This window comes from Pseudoduganella aquatica (assembly GCF_020865585.1).
Lineage (GTDB): Bacteria > Pseudomonadota > Gammaproteobacteria > Burkholderiales > Burkholderiaceae_D > Rugamonas > Rugamonas aquatica_A.
The window spans coordinates 1,553,069-1,575,774 of sequence record NZ_CP086370.1 but is presented as its reverse complement, the minus strand read 5'-3'; the positions used below and the strand labels follow the sequence as shown (position 1 = coordinate 1,575,774).

General features: G+C 65.5%; 18 protein-coding genes. 7 read left to right on the top strand and 11 right to left on the bottom strand.

The features are described from left to right. Positions 1-41: 41 nt before the first annotated feature. On the bottom strand, positions 42-1,604 hold the full coding sequence (garD, locus tag KT882_RS06925; protein ID WP_161071597.1) for a galactarate dehydratase: 1,563 nt from the start codon (positions 1,602-1,604) through the stop codon (positions 42-44). Between the two features lie 158 nt (positions 1,605-1,762). Between garD and KT882_RS06920 the strand changes: the two genes are divergently transcribed. The 5 genes from KT882_RS06920 (at position 1,763) to KT882_RS06900 (ending at position 9,673) form a co-directional block, all read left to right on the top strand. Next, positions 1,763-2,467: a FadR/GntR family transcriptional regulator gene (locus tag KT882_RS06920; protein ID WP_187358642.1), complete on the top strand. Its 705-nt coding sequence runs from the start codon at positions 1,763-1,765 to the stop codon at positions 2,465-2,467. Between the two features lie 205 nt (positions 2,468-2,672). After that, positions 2,673-5,363: a TonB-dependent receptor gene (locus KT882_RS06915; RefSeq protein ID WP_228895062.1), complete on the top strand. Its 2,691-nt coding sequence runs from the start codon at positions 2,673-2,675 to the stop codon at positions 5,361-5,363. Between the two features lie 29 nt (positions 5,364-5,392). After that, complete coding sequence (locus KT882_RS06910) at positions 5,393-6,265, top strand: rhamnogalacturonan acetylesterase (protein WP_228895060.1); 873 nt, start codon at positions 5,393-5,395, stop codon at positions 6,263-6,265. Continuing rightward, on the top strand, positions 6,262-7,794 hold the full coding sequence (locus KT882_RS06905) for a pectinesterase family protein (protein ID WP_228895057.1): 1,533 nt from the start codon (positions 6,262-6,264) through the stop codon (positions 7,792-7,794). Before KT882_RS06910 ends, KT882_RS06905 begins: the two co-directional genes overlap by 4 nt. A 19-nt stretch (positions 7,795-7,813) precedes the next feature. Further along, positions 7,814-9,673, top strand: coding sequence for a glycoside hydrolase family 28 protein (locus KT882_RS06900; protein WP_161071601.1), 1,860 nt, complete (start codon positions 7,814-7,816; stop codon positions 9,671-9,673). 218 nt (positions 9,674-9,891) lie between these two features. Here the strand turns inward: KT882_RS06900 and KT882_RS06895 are convergent, their stop codons facing one another. The 8 genes from KT882_RS06895 to KT882_RS06860 all read right to left on the bottom strand — a co-directional run bounded on the left by KT882_RS06895 (position 9,892) and on the right by KT882_RS06860 (position 17,359). Next, positions 9,892-10,767: an SMP-30/gluconolactonase/LRE family protein gene (locus KT882_RS06895; protein ID WP_161071602.1), complete on the bottom strand. Its 876-nt coding sequence runs from the start codon at positions 10,765-10,767 to the stop codon at positions 9,892-9,894. Next, positions 10,755-12,329: an aldehyde dehydrogenase (NADP(+)) gene (locus KT882_RS06890; protein WP_161071603.1), complete on the bottom strand. Its 1,575-nt coding sequence runs from the start codon at positions 12,327-12,329 to the stop codon at positions 10,755-10,757. The genes KT882_RS06895 and KT882_RS06890 overlap by 13 nt, the downstream gene beginning before the upstream one ends. Positions 12,330-12,344: 15 nt before the next feature. After that, a complete protein-coding gene (kdgD, locus tag KT882_RS06885) occupies positions 12,345-13,256 on the bottom strand; it encodes a 5-dehydro-4-deoxyglucarate dehydratase (RefSeq protein ID WP_161071604.1) in 912 nt (303 codons plus the stop codon). Positions 13,257-13,373: 117 nt separating this feature from the next. Continuing rightward, positions 13,374-14,117, bottom strand: a complete 744-nt coding sequence (locus tag KT882_RS06880) for a FadR/GntR family transcriptional regulator (protein ID WP_161071605.1) — start codon at positions 14,115-14,117, stop codon at positions 13,374-13,376. A gap of 235 nt (positions 14,118-14,352) precedes the next feature. Continuing rightward, positions 14,353-14,934: a TerD family protein gene (locus KT882_RS06875; RefSeq protein ID WP_161071606.1), complete on the bottom strand. Its 582-nt coding sequence runs from the start codon at positions 14,932-14,934 to the stop codon at positions 14,353-14,355. Between the two features lie 15 nt (positions 14,935-14,949). Continuing rightward, positions 14,950-15,645 (bottom strand): TIGR00266 family protein, encoded by a 696-nt coding sequence (locus KT882_RS06870; protein ID WP_056398695.1) that lies wholly within the window; start codon positions 15,643-15,645, stop codon positions 14,950-14,952. Between the two features lie 2 nt (positions 15,646-15,647). Further along, positions 15,648-16,223, bottom strand: coding sequence for a TerD family protein (locus tag KT882_RS06865; protein WP_161071607.1), 576 nt, complete (start codon positions 16,221-16,223; stop codon positions 15,648-15,650). Positions 16,224-16,312: 89 nt separating this feature from the next. After that, the gene (locus KT882_RS06860) at positions 16,313-17,359 is read right to left on the bottom strand and encodes a DUF475 domain-containing protein (RefSeq protein WP_161071608.1); all 1,047 of its coding nucleotides are present in this window, start codon (positions 17,357-17,359) and stop codon (positions 16,313-16,315) included. Between the two features lie 101 nt (positions 17,360-17,460). Here KT882_RS06860 and nhaR point away from each other — a divergent pair, with 101 nt between their 5' ends. Both nhaR and KT882_RS06850 read left to right on the top strand, forming a co-directional pair. After that, the gene (gene nhaR / locus KT882_RS06855; protein WP_161071609.1) at positions 17,461-18,372 is read left to right on the top strand and encodes a transcriptional activator NhaR; all 912 of its coding nucleotides are present in this window, start codon (positions 17,461-17,463) and stop codon (positions 18,370-18,372) included. Between the two features lie 115 nt (positions 18,373-18,487). Then, the gene (locus tag KT882_RS06850) at positions 18,488-19,831 is read left to right on the top strand and encodes a hemolysin family protein (protein WP_161071610.1); all 1,344 of its coding nucleotides are present in this window, start codon (positions 18,488-18,490) and stop codon (positions 19,829-19,831) included. Between the two features lie 10 nt (positions 19,832-19,841). On the opposite strand, the gene KT882_RS06845 is transcribed toward KT882_RS06850, so the two are convergent. Both KT882_RS06845 and KT882_RS06840 read right to left on the bottom strand, forming a co-directional pair. Further along, entirely contained in the window at positions 19,842-22,103 is a 2,262-nt protein-coding gene (locus tag KT882_RS06845; RefSeq protein WP_228895055.1) for an EAL domain-containing protein, read from the bottom strand. Then, positions 22,103-22,663, bottom strand: a complete 561-nt coding sequence (locus KT882_RS06840; RefSeq protein WP_228895054.1) for a heme NO-binding domain-containing protein — start codon at positions 22,661-22,663, stop codon at positions 22,103-22,105. The genes KT882_RS06845 and KT882_RS06840 overlap by 1 nt, the downstream gene beginning before the upstream one ends. Between the last annotated feature and the right edge of the window lie 43 nt (positions 22,664-22,706).

Here is a 22,706-nt window from a genome sequence, read left to right as displayed (position 1 = left end):
CCACTCAGTCCAGTTGTACGATGTCGTATGATACTAGTAAATCAAGTCACCGGGGCCGGATTGAACAGCACGAGCGCGTTGTGCAGCTTCCATTGTTCAGCCCAGGTCTTGCGGCCGCTGGCCACGTCCAGCATCAGGCGGAACATTTCCCAGCCCACGTCCGCGATGCTCGCTTCGCCGCTGGCGATGCGGCCGGCGTTCACGTCCATCAGGTCGTGCCAGCGCGCGGCCAGCTCGTTGCGGGTGGCGACCTTGATCACCGGCACTTCGGCCAGGCCGTAAGGCGTGCCCCGGCCGGTGGTGAAAATGTGCAGATTCATGCCGGCCGCCACTTGCAGCGTGCCGCAGATGAAGTCGCTGGCCGGGGTGGCCGCGTAGATCAGGCCTTTCTGGGTCAGCTTCTCGCCCGGCGAAAGCACGCCCGAGATCGGCGAGCTGCCGCTCTTGACGATGGAGCCCATGGCTTTTTCAACAATATTGGACAGGCCGCCCTTCTTGTTGCCCGGCGTGGTATTTGCGCTACGGTCCACGCCGCCCCGCTTCAGGTACTGGTCGTACCATTCCATCTCGCGGATCATGGCGGCCGCCACTTCCTCGTTCACGGCGCGCGAGGTCAGCTGGTCGATGCCGTCGCGCACTTCGGTCACTTCGGAGAACATCACGGTGCCGCCGGCGCGCACCAGCAGGTCGGTGGCAAAACCGACGGCCGGGTTGGCGGTCACGCCCGAGAATGCGTCGCTGCCGCCGCACTGCACGCCCACCACCAGCTCGGAAGCGGGCACGGTTTCGCGGCGGCGCTTGTCCAGCGCCTGCAGGTTCACTTCGGCGGTCTTCATAATGGAGGCGATCATCGACTGGAAGCCGACGTGGCCCTGGTCCTGCAGGCAGACGTGGGCCGGATCGGCGCCGCCGCTGTTCTGGATGGGAATCGAGCCTTTCGGGAACAGGCGCGCCGGCTGCAGCTTCTCGCAGCCCAGGCTGACGACCATGGCCTGGCCGCCGAAGTTCGGGTTCAGGCTGATGTTGCGCACGGTGCGGATGGGAATATTGGCGCCGGGGGCGTCGATCGCCACGCCGCAGCCGTAGGTGTGCTCCAGGCCCACCACGTCGTCCACATTCGGGTATTTCGGCAGCAGCTCGGCCTTGATGCGCTGCACCGCGTGCTCCACCACGCCCGCCACGCACTGCACGGTGGTGGTGATGGCCAGGATGTTGCGGGTGCCCACGCTGCCGTCCGGATTGCGGTAGCCCTCGAAGGTGTAGCCCTCCAGCGGCTCCTGCGGCGGCGGCTTCACGGTGGCGATAGGCAGGCCGGTCAGCTCACGCGCGGCCGGCATCTCCACCTGCGCCTCGGCGATCCAGCTGCCCGCTTCGATGTCCAGCGCGGCGAAACCGATAGTTACGTTGTAGCGGATCACGGGATCGCCCTTGGCGAAGGCGCGCAAGGCGACCTTGTGCCCTTGCGGCACCGCTTCGCGCAGCACGAGGCCGTTCGGGAACACCGCCCCGGCGGGCAGGCCGCCGTCATTGACAACGATGGCTACGTTGTCGTTCTCATGCATGAGGATGTAGCGCGGGCTGTTCGCGCTCGGCTCGGTCGTCATTGTTTTACGTCCTTGTTGGTTACTTGCTTTATTACGTGCTGTGTTGCGTGCTATGCGATTCAGTATGGCAGAGAAAAAAAAATTTGGCTAGTCCAGATTGATTATTTGGTCAGACCACCTTAGAATGGCCTGACCAAACGAACACAGCGGAACCTGCCTTGATCCCTAAAAAATCCAGCTCGACCCCGGAAGCCGCCAGCCACGAGCCGCGCCTGTACCGTGTGGTGGCGGACCGCATCCAGCAATTGATCGCCGCCGAAGGCATTGCCGCCGGCGAGCGCCTGCCGTCGGAGCGCGACCTGGCCACCAAACTCAGCGTGAGCCGCGCCTCGCTGCGCGAAGCGCTGATCGCGCTCGAACTGGGCGGCGTGATCGAAGTGCGCGGCGGCTCCGGCGTGTATGTCAGCGCGCTGCCCGAGGCCGACGTGGCGCTGCCCGAAGCCGGCCCCGGCCCCTTTGAAGTACTGCACGCGCGCCGCCTGATCGAAGCGGAGATCGCCGCCATCGCCGCGCGCGTGGCCACGCCCGGCGACGTGGACGCCATCCTGAAAGCGGTGGAGCAGATGGAAGCGAGCCACGCCAACAAGGCCAGCAACGAACAGGCCGACCGCGCTTTCCACCTGGCCATCGCGCGCGCCACCGGCAACAGCGCGCTGGTGGGCGGCCTGGACTACCTGTGGAACCAGCGCGGGCGCCTGTGGCACAAGCTGAAAGAACATTTCCAGACCGAGGAACTGCGCCAGGAAACGCTGAAGGACCACCGCCGCATCCTGGAAGCGATCGCCGCCGGCGATCCGGCCGGCGCCAGGAAAGCCATGCGCTCCCACCTCGAACGCGTGACCCGCACCTTCTCGAGGGGATAAGCGCAGCAAGGCCAACGCAGTCCGGCACGCGCCTGTCCCGCAGAGGACAGCGCCCGGCAAGAACCCATTATCAACCGCCTGCGAGCTAGGCCGCGCCTCACCGCGCAGCCCTCCTCTCAGCGGCACGGAGCACGCGAGGTGCTCCACCCACGGCACGCAGCCATGCGCGCCGAACACTCAATTGAATCATCAGGAGACAAGCTTCATGAACACATACGACAAAGTGCAGCCGCGCTTGCTGCTTTCGTCCATCACCCTGGCGGTGCTGACGCTGATGAACAGCGCCACCGCACAGGAAATGCAACGCGTGGAAGTCACCGGTTCCAGCATCAAACGCATGGCCACCGAAGCGGCCCTGCCGGTATCGACCATCAAGGCGGAAGAATTCGCAGAGCGCGGCATGACCACGCTGGCCGACGTGATGATGGCGCTGCCGCAATCGGCCTCGCTGGCGCCGTCCAACGCAGGCTCGGGCACCAACATCAACCTGCGCGGCCTGGGCGTGAACCGCACCCTGGTGCTGCTGAACGGCCGCCGCCTGGCCAACGAAGCGATCGCCGACGGCTACGCCAACCTGGACGTGATCCCCATGAGCGCCCTGTCGCGCGTGGAGATCCTGCGCGACGGCGCCTCCTCCATCTACGGCTCGGACGCCATTGGCGGCGTGGTCAACTTCATCACCAAGCGCGACTTCGAAGGCGCCTCCGCCACCGCGCAATACATCCAGCCTGAGAAAAGCGGCGGCGGCGACGAACAGCGCCTGACCCTGACCGTGGGCAAGGGCAGCCTGGCCAAGGACGGCTGGAACGTGTACGCCAGCGTGGACATGCACCGCCGCAGCCGCCTGGCGCAGAAGGACCGCGCCGAGCTGAGCTCGACCGAACTGCTGACCAGCATCGGCCGCGCGCCCACGCTGGGCAGCGGCGGCAACGCCATGCCGGCCAACTTCACCACCGCCACCAACAAGACCGCGCAGAACCCCTACTTCGCATCCGGCTGCGTGGCGCCCTACTCCATCATCGGCGGCAAGAACACCTGCATCCTGAACAACCAGGAATACGGCACCGCGCTGCACGAGAACGAACAGCTCACCTTCTACGCGCGCGGCACCAAGCGCTTCAACGAAGACCACACGCTGAGCATCGACTACATGCGCGGCCAGGAATTCATCCTGGCGGCACGCAACCCGACCAACGCGGTGGCCGTCAACGGCGTCAACGCCACCCTGCCGTCCACCAGCAAATGGTATCCGGGCGCCAGCGGCGGCGTGCCTGCGGTGGCCGGCCTGAAAGGCGAGCCGCTGACCGTGACCTGGGCCGTGGCCGACTACGGCGTGGCCGTGCAGAAGGACAAGCAGGTCAACCAGCGTATCGCTGTGGCAGACGAAAACCGCTTCGGCGAGTGGGACGTGCGCACCGGCCTGGTGATCGGCGTGAGCGACCGCGAGAACTACTACGACAACGGCTTCTTCACCGGCCAGGGCCTGCTGGACGGCCTGAAATCGGGCGCGCTGAATCCCTTCGGCCTGCAGGACCAGGCCGGCCGCGACTACCTGAAATCGATCTCGGTGGACGGCCAGAAAAACCGCGACTCGCGCTCCACCTTCACCGGTGTCGACGTCAACGCCAGCCGCAGCCTGATGGAACTGGCGGGCGGCTCGATGGCCCTGGCGCTCGGCGCCGACATCCACCGCGACACCACGCGCGACGACAAGCTGGCGGTGCAGAATTCGGTCACCTACCTGAACTCGACCTCGTCGCACGGCGAAGGCGCGCGCAATGTGTACGCGGCGTTCGCCGAACTGGACGTGCCGCTGACCAAGCAGCTGAACCTGAACCTGGCCGTGCGCGACGACTATTTCAGCGACTTCGGCAACACCATCAACCCCAAGGCCAGCTTCCGCTACGAACCGTCGAAACAGATCATGTTCCGCGGCTCGGCCAACACCGGCTTCCGCGCGCCGACCCTGTTCGACGCCTACGGCTACCGCCTGCCCGGCGCCACCGGCAAGACCTCCGCCAAGTGGGACGACCCGCTGCTGTGCCCAGGCGGCAAACCAGGCGTGGCCGGCACCGGCACCGCGCTGCCGGGCTTCGTGGCCTCGGAAGTGTGCAACGTGGCGCTGCCCAAGCAAGTGGGCTCGAACGCCGACCTGCGTCCGGAAAAATCGCGCGGCTACACGCTGGGCGTGGTGGTGGAACCCATCAAGTCGCTCACGCTGTCGTTCGACTACTGGAACATCCGCATGAAGGACATGCTGGCCAACCTGCCGGAACAGGTCTACTTCACCGACCCGGCTAAGTACCAGTCGCTGATCGTGCGCAATCCCGACCGCACCATCAACTACATCAAGAACGTGACGATGAACCTGGGCGGCCAGAAGGCAGGCGGCATCGACGTCTCGGCCAGCTACGACTTCCCGCGCAGCGACTACGGCAACTTCAAGGTGCAGCTGGACGGCACCTACCTGACCCAGTTCGACAACCAGCTGGAGAAGGACAGCGAGTTCGTGTCCAACGTGGGCCGCTTCGGCCTGGCCAGCAACGGCACCACCAGCAGCCTGCCCATCATTACCTACCGCTGGAAGCACACGCTGAAACTGGGCTGGGCCAAGGGCGACTGGTCGGCGCAGATGACGCAGAACTACAACTCGAGCTACGAAGACCAGAATCTGGTGGCGCAGCAGTACTGGCGCGACATCGAGTCGTATAAAGTGTGGAACCTGACCACGTCGTACAAAGGCTTCAAGAACATCCAGATCACCGCCGGCATCACCAACCTGTTCGACACCAACCCACCGGTGACGAATCACAGCGGCTACGCCAACGGTTATCTGAGCAGCGCGGCCAGCCCTATCGGCCGTTCGTTCAATCTTCGCGGTACTTACAACTTCTGACCGTCCACGTCAGAAAACAGGAGCAGACGATGACCAGTAACTTCAACACTGGTTCCCGTCGCCACTTTGCCAGGGCCGCTGCGGCCCTGGCGCTGAGCACCGCCGCCCTCGTGGCGGCGGCGCCAGCTGCGATGGCGGCCGAGAACAAGCCTGTACGCTTCATCCTGGTGGGCGACTCCACCATGGCCAGCAACAGCGGCTACGGCGACGCGCTGTGCGCCCGCATCAGCCGCAGCGACACCTGCATCAACCTGGCCAAGGGCGGCCGCAGTTCCGGCAGCTTCCGCGCCGAAGGCCGCTGGGACGAAGTGCAAGGCCTGCTGCGCGGCTCGGCCGCCTATCGCGCCACCTATGTATTGATACAGTTCGGCCACAACGACCAGCCGGGCAAGCCCGGACGCTCGACCGATCTGGCCACCGAATTCCCCGCCAATATGGCGCGCTACGCGCGGGAAGTGAAAGCACTGGGCGGCGTGCCCGTGCTGGTGACGCCGCTCACGCGCCGCACCTTCAAGAACGGCGCACTGGAAAACAACCTGCTGCCGTGGGCCGACGCCATCCGCAAGGTAGCGGCGCAGGAAGGCGCGCCGCTGCTGGAGCTGAACGCGAAAAGCCACGCCGCCGTGCAAGCCATGGGCCAGGACGAAGCCGACACGCTTGCCGTGGTGCCGCGTCCAGCCGACTACCTGGCGCCGGCCGTGCTGCCGGGCTCCGTGCCAGCAGCAGCAAGCGGCGCAAACGCAGCGGCGGCGACCGAGCCGCAAGGCGCCGCCAAAACCGCCTTCGACCGCACCCACGTCGGCGCCAAGGGCGCAGCCTATTTCGCCCGCATGGTCGAAGCCGAGATGAAAGCCGTGATTCCCGCCGTGGCCGGCCAATTCCGCGCCGAGGGCCAGCAATGACGGCCCGCGCAGCGCGCCTGGCCGCGCTGATCGCCGCTCCGCTGGCCGTGCTGTTCGCCCAGCCGAGTGTCGGTCAGAGCCAGGCCCAGCCAGCCACGCCTGCGGCCGCAGACAGCAGCACCGCCGCGCGCGCCACGGCCAGCACCGGCACCGCGCGCCCGCAGCTGAGCGCCGCGCAGGCAGCGCAGTACAGCTATAGCGAAGTACTGAAATACGCCGGCCCGTCCGGCAATGAACGCATCGACCCGTGGGACCCGCTGGCCGACCCGCTGGCCAAAGGCGCCGCCTTCACGCCCACCTACATCGTGGACGCCGGCGCCAAGGCCGACGGCGTCAAGACCTTCAGCACCGTGCAAGCGGCCGTCAGCCGCGCCGCCGGCGCAGGCAAGGCCGAACGCGTCTACATCCTGATCAAGCCCGGCGTGTACAAGGAACTGGTCTACGTGCCCGCCGGCGCCGCCCCGATCACGCTGTACGGGGACGGCGCGGACGCCGCCGCCACGAAAATCACCGCCAAGCTGGACGCCGCCACCACAGGCGCCAGCTACACCGCCCAATACGGCGCCCAATTCGCCACCGCGGCGCCGTCCGTGCAAGCCATGCACGCCATCGTGAAAGAGCGCGCCGCAGCAGGCAACGGCAATGTCGGCACCTTCGGCTCCATGACCGTGTGGGTGCAGAACAACGGCTTCCAGGCCCGCAACCTGACCATAGAAAACGGCTACAACAAGGACACCGGCAACGCCCGCGAAGAATGCGGCGAACGCCCCTGCGGCAAGACCGACATCAACCCGCAGAAAAACGTGGTGCACCACCAGGCCGTGGCGCTGCAGGTGGAAGGCGCGGACAAAGTGCAGTTCGAGAACATCCGCCTGATCGGCTTCCAGGACACGCTGTTCCTGCGCGCCGCCGACACGCGCGTGACCGTGCGCAGCTTCTTCAACAAATCCTATATCGAAGGCGACGTCGACTTCATCTTCGGCGACAGCACGGCCTACTTCCATCAGACCGAAATCAAATCCCTGGGCGACCGCAGCACCTCCTACGTGGGCGCGCCCAACACCAACCACAAAACCCGCTACGGCCTGGTGTTCGACCACTGCCGCTTCACGCACGACGGCTCGCCGTTCGCGCTGGCGGGCAAGTTCTATCTGGCGCGCCAATGGTTCCACAACTCGCGCTGCACGCCCTACGGCAAGATCCCCCTGGCCGGCTACTCCTGCGTGATGGGGCAAACCAGCCAGTTCCAGTCCCCGGCCGGCACCATCACGCCCACGGTGCTGGAAACGGTGGGCAAAATGGCGGTGCTCAATTCCCGCATCGGCGCCCACATCAACCGCAACACGCCGTGGTCCGACTGGAACCGCAGCGGCACGCTGTCCTACCGCCCCGCGCAGTTCAACTCGGACGACTACTGGGCCAATCTGAAAGCGGCCGGCTTCGACCCGGCAAAGGACCTCGGCTACACCACGCAGCCCGCACCGGCGGACAGCTACCTGGCCGAATACAACAACACCTATGAGCAATAAGCACAGCAACGGAGACCGCATGAGCAAGCAAATCAACCAACAGCGACGCAGCCTGATGAAAGCCGCCTCCGCCACCAGCGCCGCGCTGGCCGGCGGCCTGCCCGCACTGGCCGGCGCCGCCACGGCGGTGGACCCGTGGGAGCGCGCGGCGGAAATCGTCAAGCGCCTGTCCAAGCCGCCGGTGTTCCGCAAGCAGGACTTCGACGTCACCAAATACGGCGCCGCCACCTGCAAGCTGGTCAAGGTCAAAGCCTGGAAATCGTTCGAGGAACAGGACGAGCTGAACACCCCCGCGCCCGGCTCGAAAGACTGCTACGCCGCCTTCGCCGCCGCCATCGCCGCCTGCAGCAAGGCCGGCGGCGGGCGCGTGGTCATCCCGGCCGGGAACTGGTACTGCGCCGGCCCCATCGTGCTGCTGTCGAACGTGAACGTGCACCTGAAAGCCGGCGCCCACATCTACTTCAGCAACCAGCCGGCCGACTACGCCAAATACGGCGATTTCGACTGCGGCAAGAACGGCAAGCTGTCGATCACGCGCTGGCAGAGCAACGACTGCCTGAACTTCTCGTCGCCGATCTACGCCTACGGCCAGGACAACATCGCCCTCACCGGCGAAGACTGGACCAGCATCATCGACGGCCAGGGCGGCGTGCCCTTCAACAGCAACGGCGACTGCTGGTGGACCTGGAAAGGCAAGACCCGCACCATGAACTCGGTGGCGGAAAACTCGGTGCCCAACTTCGGCCCGGGCAAACTGGCCGGCAATATCGAAAACCCCGCCAACCCGGCCTCGCTGGCCGAAGTGGCGCCCAATCTGACGGAAGAAGAACGGCTGCAGATCCAGGGCGCGGGCGGCAAATGGCGCGCCGACGAGCAGTACCTGCCGGCGCTGTCCGAAGCGGGCGTGCCGCTGGCGCGGCGCGTGTTCGGCCTGGGCCACTACCTGCGTCCGTCCATGGTGCACATCGTCAGCTGCACCAATGTGCTGCTGCAGGGCTACCAGGTGCAGCACACGCCGTTCTGGCAGCACCACCCGGTCCACTGCCGCAACATCGTCATCCGCAAAGTGCACGCCGTCAGCCACGGCCCGAACAGCGACGGCTTCGACCCGGAAGCGTGCGACCACGTGCTGATTGAAGGCTGCACCTTCGACGCCGGCGACGACTGCATCGCCATCAAGGCCGGCAAGAACCAGGACACGCAATTCGGCCCCTCGCAGAACATCGTGATCCAGGACTGCATCATGCACAGCGGGCACGGCGCGGTCACGCTGGGCAGCGAGATGGCGGGCGGCATCCAGAACGTCTACGCGCAGAACCTGGTGTTCGAGAACGTGCACTGGAAGACCAACCCGCTCAACACGGCGATCCGGCTGAAGACCAATCTGAACCGCGGCGGCTACCTGCGCAACTTCTACGTGCGCAACATCAGCATTCCGAACGGCGTGCAGACCAGCCCCTCGTTCTACGCCTCGCTGCCGGGATCGCCGATCCAGTCGCGCACGGTGGCCACGGCGGCGGGCGCGGTGGTGACCTTCGACTGCGACTACGCGCCCATTGCCGACACGGTACGCACCCGTCCACCGGTGGTGGACAACATCCACATCTCGAACGTCAAGGTGGGCAACGTCGCGGCCAAGGGCGGCAAGCAGGCCTCGTGCTACCAGGCCGTGGTAATACTGGGGCCGGTCGCCTCCGACTACAACGGCAGCGCGCCGATGCCGACGGTGGTGCCGGTGACCAACGTCACCATCAGCGACAGCGACTTCGGCACCCCGGCCAGCACCGAATCGCCCTGGTTCCTCTACAACGTCAAAGGCCTCAAGCTGAAAAACGTCACCATAGGCGGCACCGTCCACAACTCGGAACTCTCCGCCTAACCCTCCGCTTCTCCTACAAGCAGCCTGAGCCGCATTTCTTCTACTTCGGGGTCAGACCCCAACGAAGGAAAAAATGCGGCTCAGTCTGCTAAATCCTCCCGTTTTCCTACAAACGAGCTGAGCCGCATTCCACCGAATTCGGGGTCTGACCCCGGGGTTGGTGGGATGCGGCTCAGTTTGCTTGGGGCGAAAAAAAAGCGCCGATCGGCGCTTTTTGCTTAATCTTGGAACGGGGTCTCGACGACGCCCTTGACGCCGGGCCGCAGCAGTATCACCGCGCCGCCCCATTCCGCGTCTTCCGGCTTGCCGGAGGGGATGGAGGTGACCAGCAGCGTCTCCATGTCGGCGCCGCCAAAGGCGCACATGGAGGGCTTGGCGAACGGGACGTCGACACGGCGGTCGAACTTGCCGTCCGGCGTGAAACGCAGCAGGCAGCCGGCGTCGTTGGCGCAGGTCCAGTAGCCGCCTTCGGCGTCCACCGCTGCGCCGTCGGGACGGCCTACGTGCTGGTTCAGGTCGGCAAACACGCGCCGGTTCGACGGCTCGCCCGTGGCGGTGTCGTAGTCGAAAGCCCAGACCAGGCGGCTGCTCGGGTGGGAGTCGGACAAATACATCGTGCGTCCGTCCGGCGACCAGGCCAGGCCGTTCTGCGTGACCAGGCCCGACACCACAGGCGCCGACAAGCCCTGCTCCGCGCTGTAGCTATACAGCTCGCCGATGGCGCGCGCGGCCGACATGTCCATGAACATGGTGCCGCTCCAGAAACGCCCCTGGCGGTCGGTGCGGCCGTCGTTGAAGCGCATGCCCTCACCCAGCGAGGCGGGACGCGCGAGCCGGGTTTCCCCGGCCGACTCGCCCTCGCCCAGCTCCAGGCTGAACAAGCCTGTTTCCATGCCTGCGATCAGCCCGCCGCTGGCCTTGGGGGCCACGCAAGCCACCATTTCGGACGTGCTCCAGTAGCGCGCCGCGCCACTGCGCCCGTCCAGGCGCCAGACCCGCTTCGACACAATGTCCACCCAGTACCAGGCCGCGCTGTGCGCGTCCCAGACCGGGCTTTCACCGACCTTGCATGAAATATCGCTTACGCGTTCCATACCAGGTCGCCGTCTTCCACGCGCGGGATGGCCAGCGGGTTGCCGTCGGCCAGCGCGGCGGCCAGCAGTTCCGCCGGCACGTCCTGGTAGCTCACCGGACGCAGGAAGCGGTCGATGGCGGAGGCGCCAACCGAGGTGCTGCGGCTGTCCGAGGTGGACGGGAACGGGCCGCCGTGCACCATGGCGTGCGAGACTTCCACGCCGGTGCCGAAGCCGTTGAACAGCACGCGGCCGGCCTTGCGCTCCAGCGTAGGCAGCAGGCGCTTGGCGAAGGCCAGGTCGGCTGCGGTGGCGTGCACGGCGGCGGTCAGCTGGCCTTCCAGGTGTTCGGCCACGCGCACCACTTCGTCTTCATTGCGGCAGCGGATCAGCAGCGATGCCGGTCCGAAGATTTCGCCTTCCAGGTCCGGATTCGACAGGAAGGTTTCGGCGGCCACTTCGTACAGCGCGGCTTGCGCGCCGCATGGCAGGGCGCCGGTCTGGCCCTGGCCGACCAGCTTCACGCCTGGGATCGCGGCCAGCTTGGCCACGCCCGACGAGTAGGCCTGGTGGATGCCCGGGGTCAGCATGGTCTGCTGGGCCTTGGCGGCCAGCGCGGCGGCGACGCCTTCGGTGAAGGTTTGCAGCAGCGGGCCGTCCACGCCGATCAGCAGGCCTGGGTTGGTGCAGAACTGGCCGGCGCCCAGCGTCAGCGAATCGACGAAGGCTTGCGGCAGCTTGCTGTTTTCCAGTGCGCCTTGCAGCAGGAACACCGGGTTGATGCTGCTCATTTCAGCATACACGGGAATCGGCTCGTGGCGCGCTGCGGCGGTGCGCATCAGCGCGGTGCCGCCGGCGCGGGAACCGGTGAAGCCCACGGCCTTGATGGCCGGGTGCGCAACCAGGTTCTGGCCGACCGTGACGCCGGAGCCGATCAGCATCGAGAACACGCCTTCCGGCATATCGCATTCAATTGCGGCTTTCTGCACAGCGCGGGCCACCAGTTCGGAGGTGCCCAGGTGTGCCGAGTGCGCCTTGACGACGACTGGGCAGCCGGCCGCCAGTGCGGACGCGGTGTCGCCGCCGGCCACCGAGAAGGCCAGCGGGAAGTTGCTGGCGCCGAACACGGCGACAGGGCCCAGGCCGATCTTGCGCAGACGGATGTCCGAGCGCGGCGGGGTGCGGTCCGGCAGCTTCGAGTCCAGCGTGGCGGACAGGAAGCGGCCGTCGCGGACGACCTTGGCGAACAGGCGCAGCTGGTTGCAGGTGCGGCCACGCTCGCCTTCCAGGCGGGCTTGCGGCAGACCCGTTTCCTGCATCGCGCGCTCGATCAGCGCTGGACCGAGGTCCATGATGCGGTCTGCGATGGTTTCCAGGAAGCGGGCGCGTTGCTCCAATCCGGTTTCACGATAACGGTCGAACGCCTGTTCGGCCAGCGCGCAGGCTTGCTGCAGCTGCGCTTCGCCACCCAGCCCGAAGGCCGGTTCGATTTGCTCGTTGCGCGAAGGATCGATCGCCTTGATCGTGCCTTCCTGGCCGCGGACTACGTTACGGCCGATAATCATTTCACCGGATACTTGCATCACTACTCCTTAGGATTATTGCGCGCCCTGTGCGCGCATCAGTTTTTCCAGCATGGCGACTTCTTCTTCGGTCAGGTCGGTCAGCGGAGCGCGTACCGGGCCTGCGTCGTAGCCGGCCAGTTTGGCGCCCGCTTTGACGATACTGACGGAGTAGCCGGCCTTGCGGTTGCGGATCTCCAGGTATGGCAGGAAGAATTCGTCCAGCATCTTGTTCTGCGCAGCGTGGTCGTCGTTGGCGACAGCGTGGTAGAAGTCCATGGCCAGTTTCGGCATGAAGTTGAACACGGCCGACGAGTACACCGGCGTACCCAGCGCCTTGTAGGCGGCGGCGTACACTTCCGCGGTCGGCAGGCCGCCCAGGTAGCTGAAGCGGTCGCCCATGCGGCGCCAGATTTGCACCATCAGTTCGATATCGCCCAGGCCGTCCTTGAAACCGATCAGGTTAGGGCAGCGGTCAGCCAGGATCTCCAGCGAGTCGGCGGTCAGGCGGCACACGTTGCGATTGTAGACCACAACGCCGAAGTCCACCGAAGCGCACACTTCTTCCACGTGGCGGATCAGGCCGTCCTGGCTGGCTTCGGTCAGGTAGTGCGGCAGCAGCAGCACGCCTTGCGCGCCCAGGCGCTCGGCTTCCTGCGCGAAACCGATGGCGGCGCGGGTGGAACCGCCGGCGCCGGCCAGGATAGGCACTTTGCCTTTGCAGGTGTCGACCGCAGTCTTGATGACGTCGGTGTATTCGCCGTTGGTCAGCGAGAAGAATTCGCCGGTGCCGCCGGCGGCGAACAGCGCGCTGGCGCCGTAAGGGGCCAGCCATTCCAGGCGCTTGGCGTAGGTGTCGGCGCGGAAGTTGCCCTGCGCGTCAAAGTCGGTGACCGGGAAGGACAGCAGGCCGGACGAGAGGATGGTTTTAAGGTCATTAGGATGCATGTCTTCTTCTCCAGTTGGGGACTAAAAAGCGGCAAGGCGCCGTCTTGTTGTATGACATCGTACAACTATAATCAAAACGGGGCAAGCCTTTTGCGTGGCTTTTTGGTCTCTTATCCTTTAGGAAACATTGGCAGGCGTCACTTCCTGCTGGGCGCGGCGCAGGCGCTCGCGGCTGTTGCTCAAATGCGTGCGCATGGCGGCGCCCGCCGCATCCGGATCCTGGCGCTCGATGGCGCGGAAAATATTCTCGTGCTCGCGGTTCACGCCTTCCAGGTAGTGGGCCGGGTCGTCATGCGCCAGCTGCGCCGAATTGACGCGCGCGCGGGGGATGATGTGGGTGCCCAGGTCGGTCAGGATGTCGACGAAATAACGGTTGCCGGTGGCCTGCGCGATCAGCAGGTGGAACTGCACGTCGGCCTCGACCGAGCCGACGTCGAGGATGCGCTGCAGCGCCTCGCCCATGGCGGCCAGCTGCGCCGGGCTGCGGCGGCTGGCGGCCAGGCAGGCCGCTTCGGTTTCCAGGCTGATGCGCAGCTCCAGGATGGCCAGCACGTCGCCGATGGTGCGCACCGTGTCGGCCGAGATGCGCAGCGGCGCCGACGGCGGCTCCAGCACGAAGGTGCCGATGCCGTGCTTGGTCTGCACCAGGCCTGCCGCCTGCAGATGGGAAATCGCCTCGCGCACCACGGTGCGGCTCACGCCGTGCATCTCCATGATGACCGATTCGGTGGGCAGCTTGTCGCCCGGCTTGAGCTGGCCGCCGGTGATGCTGGCCGTAATGCTCTCCACCACGCCCTGCGCAAGATTGCGGTGGCGCTTCTTCGGCGGCTGGAGGGCGTTGGCGGCGGCGATGTCGTTCATGGCTGGCAGGTGTCAAATAGAACTTTGATTATAGCAGTTGTATGACAACCCTTCCCGTCCCTCCTTGCGACGCCGCCTGCGCCTGCATTCATTCCATCCGGTAATAAAAAAACGGCAGCCTGGAACAGGCTGCCGCGAAAAGGCGCGTGACATGGGGAACACGCACCGGGAAGCAAAAGGTCGGGGTGGGCGCCCTTCGGACCGGCCCTCGGGGCGCCCGGTACTACACTTGCTCTTACAGGTGCTGCGCGATCTGCGGCATCAGGTCGTCGAAGGTGCGGCCGGTGCCGTTTTCGCCGATGGCGTGCATCTTCCATTCGCCGTTGTGGCGGTACAGCTTGGCCATGATCTGCGCCGAGTGGCTGCCCTGCACCGACAAGTTGAAGCGCGCCACTTCCTTGCCGTCGGCCGCGTTGAGCAGGCGGCAGTAGGCGTTCTGCACTTGCGAGAAGTTCTGGCCGGTGAAGCTGTTCACCGTGAAGACGATGCTTTTCACATTGGCCGGCACGCTGCCCAGCGAGACGTTGACCTGCTCGTCGTCGCCGTCGCCGGCGCCGGTGCGGTTGTCGCCGCTGTGCGAGATGCTGCCGTCCTTGCTCTTCAGCTGGCGGAACCAGACCACGTCCAGCGGGCGGTTGTCGGTGTCGAACAGGATGCACGAGGCGTCCAGGTCCACTTCCGCGCTGCCGCCGCCGAAGCCGAAGAAGCCCTTGCTCTTGACAGCGTCCCAGCCCAGGCCCATCACCACGCGCGACAACGCGCTGCCGGCTTCCTTGTCCAGAGAGATCTTCTGGCCTTTTTCCAAATTGACTGACATAGCTAACTCCTAGTTTTATTGTCCGGTACCGCGCACCCAGCCCAGGAAGCCCTGGCGGCTGCGCGAACACACCAAAATCTTGCCCTGGCCCGAGAAGCGCAGGACCATGCCCTCGCCGCTGGTCTGGCTGTTCACCAGATTGCTCAGGAAACCGCCGCTTTGCGAGGTCGCCACCGACATCTCGTAGCGCAGCGAACTGTCCCAGCACACCACGTGCGAGTTATCGATCGTCACGTCCTTGCCCGGCTCCACTTCCAGCTGCGAGATCGAACCGAAGCCCGATACCGCCAGCTGGCCGCTGCCCTGCGTCTCCGTGATGAAGAAGCCGCCGCTCTGCGCAAACAGCGCATTGCCCAGGCTTTGCGTGCGCACCTTCAGCTCCACGCCGGAGGTGGCCGCCACGAAGGCGCCGTCGCTGATCATGTACTGGCGCGGACCGACGTCCACCACCTGCATCGCGCCGGGCAGCGTTGGCGACAGCAGGCAATCGCCGTTGCCGCGCACCGCTTCGATGTGCTGCTGGAAGAACGATTCACCGTTGGCAAAGGTGCGCATGATGGCGCTGCCGATACCGCCTGTGATCTTGCCCTTCAGCTCCAGCGCCGATTCCATCATCACCATGGCGCCGGACTCGCAGTAGATCTTTTCGCCCTGCCGCAGCGAGACGTGCAGGAAGGGATCGACATCCCCTGTAACGGTGAAGACCGGCATGCTTACACCGCGACGCCGAAGGACGAAGCCAGCGCGCCCAGGCCGCCTTTGTAGCCCTGGCCTACGGCGCGGAACTTCCAATCGCCGCCGTTGCGGTAGATCTCGCCGAACACCAGCGAGGTCTCGGTGGAGCCGTCTTCGGACAGGTCGAAGCGGGCGATCTCGGTGTTGCCGGCCGCGTTCACGCAGCGCACGAAGGCCTTCTGCACCTGGCCGAAGTTCTGGCGGCGGGCGTCGGCTTCGTGGATGGTGACGCAGACGGCGATGCGGTCCACTTCGGCCGGCACTTTCGACAGGTCGACAGTGACGGTTTCGTCGTCGCCGTCGCCCGCGCCGGTGCGGTTGTCGCCCGAGTGGGCCACCGAGCCGTCGCTCGACTTCAGGTTGTTGTAGAAGATGAAGTCATTGTCGGCGCGCACCTTGCCGTCGACCTTCAACAGGAAGGCGGAGCTGTCGATGTCGAACGCCGCGCCGTCCGTGTTGCGGATATCCCAGCCCAAGCCTACGATCATCTTGGACAGGCCCGGAGCTTCTTTGCTCAGATTAACGTTACCGCCTTTTTGCAGACTGATTGCCATGATTTGTGACTCCTAAAAGTAGTTGAACACCTTGCTGCATGCGCGGCGGGCCGGTGTTCTATGGGCGCGCCGCGTTTTCTTTACATCGCTCAGGCGGTGACGCCGAGCGCTTCCTGCTGTTTGCGGTGGCGTACCGACGACCAGATGGAGGCGCCGATGAAAGCCACACCGATCAGACCCGTGAAGATCTCGGGAATGTGGAACTTGATACTCGCCAGCATGATCACCGCCAGGATGCCGATGGCGTAGTGCGCGCCGTGCTCCAGGTAGACGAATTCGTCCAGCGTGCCCTTCTCGACCAGGAAGATGGTCATGGAGCGCACGAACATCGCGCCGATGGCCAGGCCCAGCATGATGATGACCACGTCGTTGGTGATGGCGAACGCGCCGATCACGCCGTCGAAGCTGAACGATGCATCCAGCACTTCCAGGTACAGGAAGCCGCCGATACCGCCGCGCTTGACCATGTCGCCCACGTTGCTGCCCTCTTCTTCCGATTCGAGCAGGCTGCTCAAGCCGTCAACCGCCACGTAGATCAGCACGCCCCACAGGCCGGCGATCAGCACGATCAGCTTCTGGCCTTCTTCCACCATGCCCAGGCAGGCCAGCAGCGCGCCTATGGTCACCATGACGGATACCGAGGACATCTTGCCCAGCGAGCCCAGTTTCTTCTCCACGTTGCCCAGCCAGTGGGTTTCCTTGTCCTTATCCAGCAGGAAGTTCAGGAACACCAGCAGCAGGAAGGCGCCGCCGAATGCCGCCACTTCAGCGTGGTGGTTGGTCAGGTGGGTGGAATACGCTTTCGGGTCGTTCAGCGCCAGCGTCCACACCTCGGCCATGCTGATGTCGGCGGCCACCGCCACGATCACCAGCGGGAACAGCAAGCGCATGCCGAACACGGCGATGATGATGCCCACGCCCAGGAACAGCTTTTTCCAGAACGCGTCCCAGGTCTTCAGCACGGAGGCGTTCACCACCGCGTTGTCGAAAGACAGCGATACTTCCATCACCGCCAGGATGGTGGCGATGCCCAGTGCCGTGAGCGCGCCGCCCCAGCCCGTATGTGTGTAGCCCCACCAGCCGGCGATTGCCAGGCAGATGAAGGAGACTATGAATGACACTCTGAAGTGTTTCATCTGTATTTCCTTTCTTATTGATGAATGTCATGGAGTGTAGAGAATTCCCTTGCATTAAAAAATAGAAGATAATCGAAGGATTACTTCGGAAAAGCAGAACCATGAAAACCGCAGGCATTAACTTCCGGCATCTATTTTTCTTCTGGAACGTGGCCAAGGAAGGCAGCGTCACGCGCGCCGCCGAGCGCCTCGGCCTGGCGGTGCAGACCGTCAGCACCCAGCTGGCGCAGCTCGACCAGCAGCTCGGCACGGCCTTGCTCACGCAGCAGGGCCGCCGTCTGGTGCCCACCGAGGCCGGCCGCGTGGCGCTCGACTATGCGGACCAGATCTTCCAGCTGGAAGACCAGCTGCAGCAGGCGCTGACGGACGTGGACGCGGGCCGCGTGCGGCTGGCGGTGGGCATCTCGGACTCGCTGCCCAAGCTGGTGGCCTACCGCCTGCTGGAGACCACCCAGCACCTGAGCCGCAAGGTCAAGCTGATCTGCATGGAGAACGAATTCGATTCCCTGCTGGCCGATCTGGCGCTGAACAAGCTGGACGTGGTGCTGACAGACCGCGCCGTGCGCGCCACGCCCAGCCTGCGCGTGTTCAGCCACCTGCTGCTGGAAAGCGGCATGCAGCTGTTCGGCGCGCGCAAGCTGGCGGTCAAGTACCGGCGCGGCTTCCCGCACAGCCTGAACGGCGCGCCGTTGCTGCTCCCCACCCGCAACAACGCGCTGCGCGGCCGCATCGACGCCTGGTTCGTGCAGCACGGCGCGCGGCCGGACGTGGTGGGGGAATTCGAGGACAACGCCATGCTCAACACTTTCGGCCGCAACGGCATGGGCCTGTTCTTCGCGCCCTCGGTGCTGGCGCACGATATCCAGGAGCAGTTCGGCGCCGTGCACGTGGGCGACGCGCCCGAACTGAAGGAGCAGTTCTACGCCATTTCCAACGAACGCAAGATCAAGCACCCGGCGGTGGAGGCCATCCTGGAGGCGCTGCACACGGGCGCGTTCAGCAGCGATATCTGACCGTCCGGCCGCGCCATCCCACCTCCCAGCCACCCCGGCGCCGGGCAATTTTGCGCCCGGATCGCCCGGGTCGGATAAGATGTAGGTTTCAACTACGGTCGCGCAAGCGATTTATATGGCTAATCTATTGCTGGTTCTGTTGGCGCTTTTCCTGGTCGCGCTGAACGGATTCTTTGTTGCCGCCGAATTCGGCATCGTCACTTTGCGCCGCACCCGCGTGCGCGCCATCGCCAAAACGCAGGGCCTGCGCGGCCGCATCCTGGCCAAGGTCCACGGTGAACTCGATGCGTATTTGTCGGCCTGCCAGCTGGGTATCACCCTCGCATCGCTGGGCCTGGGCTGGGTCGGCGAACCGGCTTTCGCCTCGCTGCTGGAACCTGTGTTCGGCGCCTTCGGCGTCACCTCCCCGCAGCTGATCCACGGCATTTCCTTTGTCTTCGCCTTCGTCACCATCTCCTTCCTGCACATCGTGGTGGGCGAACTGGCGCCGAAATCGCTGGCCATCCGCCTGCCAGAAGCGGTGGGACTGTGGAGCGCCATTCCGCTGTACGCCTTCTACTGGGCCATGTACCCGGCCATCTGGGTGCTCAACGCCAGCGCCAATATGGTGCTGCGCCTGGCCGGCCTGGCCGGTTCCGGCGGCCACGGCGACTCGCACTATTCCACCGATGAACTGAAGCTGATCCTGCGCACCAGCCAGCCCGGCGAAAAATTCAACAAGGACGAGCGCAACATCCTGGCCCACTCGCTGGACTTCAGCCAGCTGTCGGTGTCGGACCTGATGCGTCCCATCCACGAAGTGATCGCGCTGCACGCGGCCAAGTCCATGGACGACAATCTGCAAACCGTGGTGCGCAACCGCTTCAGCCGCTACCCGTATTACGACGAGGACGGCGAGACCGTGCTCGGTATGGTGCACCTGAAAGACCTGTTCTTCGCCGAGCAGTCCGGCAAGCAGATCACGTCGATGGCCCCCTTCCTGCGCCCGGTCGAGACCTACTCGGCGCGCACCCCTGCGCTGGAGCTGTTCCGCCGCTTCAAGGACGGTGCGCCGCACTTCGCGCTGATCGGCGAAAAAGGCAAGCGCCCGGTGGGCTTCCTCACGCTGGACAATCTGCTGGGCGCCATGGTGGGCGAGATCCACGACGAGTTCCGCCTCAACGAGAACGACTGGCTCAAGCAGCCGGACGGCGCCCTGGTCGGCAAGGCCAGCCTGCCCATCGTGTCGCTGGAGCGCGCACTGGGCCTGGACATCGAGAACGAGGAGATGGGCCTGGAGGACATCGAGTCCGTGGGCGGCATGGTGATGCTGAAACTGGGCGACATTCCGAAACAGGGCCAGCGCGTGGAGTTCAACGGCTTCGACATCGTCGTCAAGAAGATGAACGGCCCGCGCATCCTGCTGGTGAAGGTGATCCCGCGCCAGGCCCGCCACAGCGAGTCCGACGACCAGGACTGATCACACGGTTCTAGGAAGCCGCCCCGGCCTGGCGCTCGTACTGCTCGAAGGCGCTGGCCAGGGTCTCGAGCACGTGGGCGTCGTCGTCCGGCGCGGCGATGAATTTGTAGACCGCGCCCAGATTGATGGCGTCCGCCAGTCCGGCGGCGCTGTCGCCGCCCTCCGCCTCGCGCGTCAGCAGCACCCGCACCGCCGCCGGATACAGGCGCTTGATGCGCTCGAAGAAGTCCACCCCGCTGCGCCCTTCCGGCCCCCGTCCCGACAGCACCACCCCCACCTCGCGGCTGGCCAGCACCTCGTAGGCATCCTCCATTTTCAGCGCCGACAGCAGCTCGTAGGGCGTGCTGTCGAGCAGGCGGCGGAAATGCGCCTGCGTGCGCGGCTCATGGTCCACCAGCAGCACCGTGCGGCGCAGCTCCGGCTTGCGCTGCCCGGTCAGCGGCACCTCCAGCATGGCGCCGCTGCGCAGCATGGCCACGATGCCCGGCTCGGCCAGCGGACGGCTGAAATAATAGCCCTGGATTTCGTCGCAGCCGTGGCGCGCCAGCAGCTGCATCTGGCCCTCCGTCTCCACGCCCTCGGCGATGGCGCGCAAGCCCAGGCTGTGCGCCAGCCGTATCACCGCCGTCACGATGGAGCGGTCCTCCGGATCGCTGGCCATGCCGCGCGTGAAGGACTGGTCTATCTTCAGCTTGTCGACCGGGAAGCGCTTCAGATAACTCAGGTTGGAATAGCCGGTGCCGAAGTCGTCGATCGACATGGTGATGCCGATCGCCTTCAGGCGGTGCATCAGCGCGATCGACGCTTCCGGGTCCACCATGGACAGGCTCTCGGTGAGTTCGAATTCGATCAGGCCCGGCTCCAGGCTGTAGCGCGCCAGCGCGTCGCGCAGCACGGTTTCCATGTTCTGGTGCGCGAACTGGCTGGCGGCCACGTTCACCGCCACCGGCACCACCGGCACGCCGGCGTCCAGCCAGGCGCGCAGCGTGGCGCAGGCCTTGTCCAGCACCCAGCCGCCGATGGCGGTGATCAGATTGCTTTCCTCTGCCACCGGAATGAACTGCATCGGCGGCACCAGGCCCAGCTCGGGCGACTGCCAGCGCAGCAGCGCTTCCAGGCCGATCACCTTGCCGCTGGCCAGGTCCACCTGCGGCTGGTAGTGCAGCACGAATTCGTCGCGCTGCAGGGCGCGCATCAGGCCCTGCTCCAGCGTCACGCGCGCGTCCAGGCGCTGCTGCATTTCCTGGGTGAAGAACTGGAAGCCGTTGCGGCCGGCCTGCTTGGCGCGGTACATGGCGATGTCGGCCTGGCGCAGCAGGTTCTCGGCCTGGTCGCCGTCGTTCGGGTACAGGCTCAGGCCCATGCTGCCGGTGATGACGTGTTCCTGCCCGGCCAGCAGCACCGGCCGCGCCAGGTGCTCGCCGATACGCTCGGCGATCATGCCCGGCGTGGTCTCGCCCAGCGGACTGTCGAGCAGCAGCACGAACTCGTCGCCGCCCAGGCGGGCCACGGTGTCGAAGTCGCGCACGCTGTGGCGCAAGGTGGAGGCCACCACGCGCAGCAGCTCGTCGCCCACGGCGTGGCCCAGCGTGTCGTTGACCTGCTTGAACTTGTCCAGGTCCAGGAACACCACGGCCAGGCGCTCCTTGCGCCGCTCTGCGCGGCGGATGGCGTGCGCCAGGCGGTCCAGGAACAGCGCCCGGTTGGGCAGGCCGGTCAGCTGGTCGTGTGTGGCCTGGTGCTCGATGGCCTTCTCCTGCTGGCGGCGTTCGGTCACGTCGTGCGCCACGCTCATCACCGAGTCGGCGTTGTTGAACCACAGGCGGCAGCCGAAGTACTCCACGTCCACCAGCGCGCCATCCAGCCTCAGCAGCTGCAAGGCGCTGCGCGGCTGCTGCTGGGCCAGCGAGATGTCGTTATACGTGCCTTCTGCCAGCTGCGCATGGAACTCGGCGGGCACGCGCGCGTCGGCGTCCGTGCCGAGCAGGCTGCCGGCCGAGGCGGCGCCGAACAGGCGCTGCGCGGCCGGGTTCAGGAAGACGATCTTGCCGCCGGTGTGGATCCAGATGGCGTCCGGTATCAGCTCCACCAGCGAGCGGTAGCGCGCTTCGCTTTCTTCGATATGGCTATTGAGCTGGCGCAGGTTCTGGTTGATGTCGTACAGCTCGCGGCTTTTCTGCTCCAGCAGCGATTCCGCCTCCTTGCGCGCGGCGCGTTCGCGCAGCAGGCTGCGCGAGGCGACCGTGCTGACGGGTGCATCCGGCGGCTGCATCACGCCCCTGCGGCCGGCGCGGACACCAGGTGGAAGCGGGTGCGGTGCAGATTGCCCTCCATCGGCAGATCGGTGCGGGTGACGCTGATGGTTTCCTTGAAGTGGGCAATGCAGCCGTCGATCAGGCCCGCCGCCAGGTCGGCAAAGCCGCGCGGGGAGCTGTACATGAGCACCAGTTCGCCCGGCGCCGGACGCTCGCAGGGCAGCTTGGGCAGCTCGGCGTCCGGATAGAGCTTGCGCACTTCGACGTGGATCACGTCGTCGATGCGGCTCAGGAAGTCGTAGGTGTTGCTGGCGTCGGCGAACAGCGCCGGGTAGCCGACCGAGAAGCGCTGGAACAGGTGCTGGCCGAACAGGTGGATCAGCGCCGGAATGGCCAGGCCGCTGGCATTGGACAGCGCCACCACCAGCCGCACCAGCTCCGCGTGGTCGTAGGTGCCGACCGAGGTGTAGGCGCCGTCGTTGGGCAGATTGGCTTCGATGATGATGCGGTCCAGCATATCGAGCCCCATGCGGGCCTCGACCAGCTCCATGAATTCAGTGAATACCACGCCTTTCATACCGCCTCCCTGTCTCCAAAACAGCGCCAGTATAAAACGTGAT

Coding starts and splice junctions, on each gene's coding strand:
- kdgD (WP_161071604.1), bottom strand. CDS start 13,256: ATGCATCCTAATGACCTTAAAACCATCCTCTCGTCCGGCCTGCTGTCC.
- KT882_RS06870 (WP_056398695.1), bottom strand. CDS start 15,645: ATGCCGGTCTTCACCGTTACAGGGGATGTCGATCCCTTCCTGCACGTC.
- KT882_RS06880 (WP_161071605.1), bottom strand. CDS start 14,117: ATGAACGACATCGCCGCCGCCAACGCCCTCCAGCCGCCGAAGAAGCGC.
- KT882_RS06915 (WP_228895062.1), top strand. CDS start 2,673: ATGAACACATACGACAAAGTGCAGCCGCGCTTGCTGCTTTCGTCCATC.
- KT882_RS06845 (WP_228895055.1), bottom strand. CDS start 22,103: ATGCAGCCGCCGGATGCACCCGTCAGCACGGTCGCCTCGCGCAGCCTG.
- KT882_RS06840 (WP_228895054.1), bottom strand. CDS start 22,663: ATGAAAGGCGTGGTATTCACTGAATTCATGGAGCTGGTCGAGGCCCGC.
- KT882_RS06905 (WP_228895057.1), top strand. CDS start 6,262: ATGACGGCCCGCGCAGCGCGCCTGGCCGCGCTGATCGCCGCTCCGCTG.
- KT882_RS06860 (WP_161071608.1), bottom strand. CDS start 17,359: ATGAAACACTTCAGAGTGTCATTCATAGTCTCCTTCATCTGCCTGGCA.
- KT882_RS06865 (WP_161071607.1), bottom strand. CDS start 16,223: ATGGCAATCAGTCTGCAAAAAGGCGGTAACGTTAATCTGAGCAAAGAA.
- KT882_RS06890 (WP_161071603.1), bottom strand. CDS start 12,329: ATGCAAGTATCCGGTGAAATGATTATCGGCCGTAACGTAGTCCGCGGC.
- garD (WP_161071597.1), bottom strand. CDS start 1,604: ATGACGACCGAGCCGAGCGCGAACAGCCCGCGCTACATCCTCATGCAT.
- KT882_RS06895 (WP_161071602.1), bottom strand. CDS start 10,767: ATGGAACGCGTAAGCGATATTTCATGCAAGGTCGGTGAAAGCCCGGTC.
- KT882_RS06875 (WP_161071606.1), bottom strand. CDS start 14,934: ATGTCAGTCAATTTGGAAAAAGGCCAGAAGATCTCTCTGGACAAGGAA.
- nhaR (WP_161071609.1), top strand. CDS start 17,461: ATGAAAACCGCAGGCATTAACTTCCGGCATCTATTTTTCTTCTGGAAC.
- KT882_RS06850 (WP_161071610.1), top strand. CDS start 18,488: ATGGCTAATCTATTGCTGGTTCTGTTGGCGCTTTTCCTGGTCGCGCTG.
- KT882_RS06900 (WP_161071601.1), top strand. CDS start 7,814: ATGAGCAAGCAAATCAACCAACAGCGACGCAGCCTGATGAAAGCCGCC.
- KT882_RS06910 (WP_228895060.1), top strand. CDS start 5,393: ATGACCAGTAACTTCAACACTGGTTCCCGTCGCCACTTTGCCAGGGCC.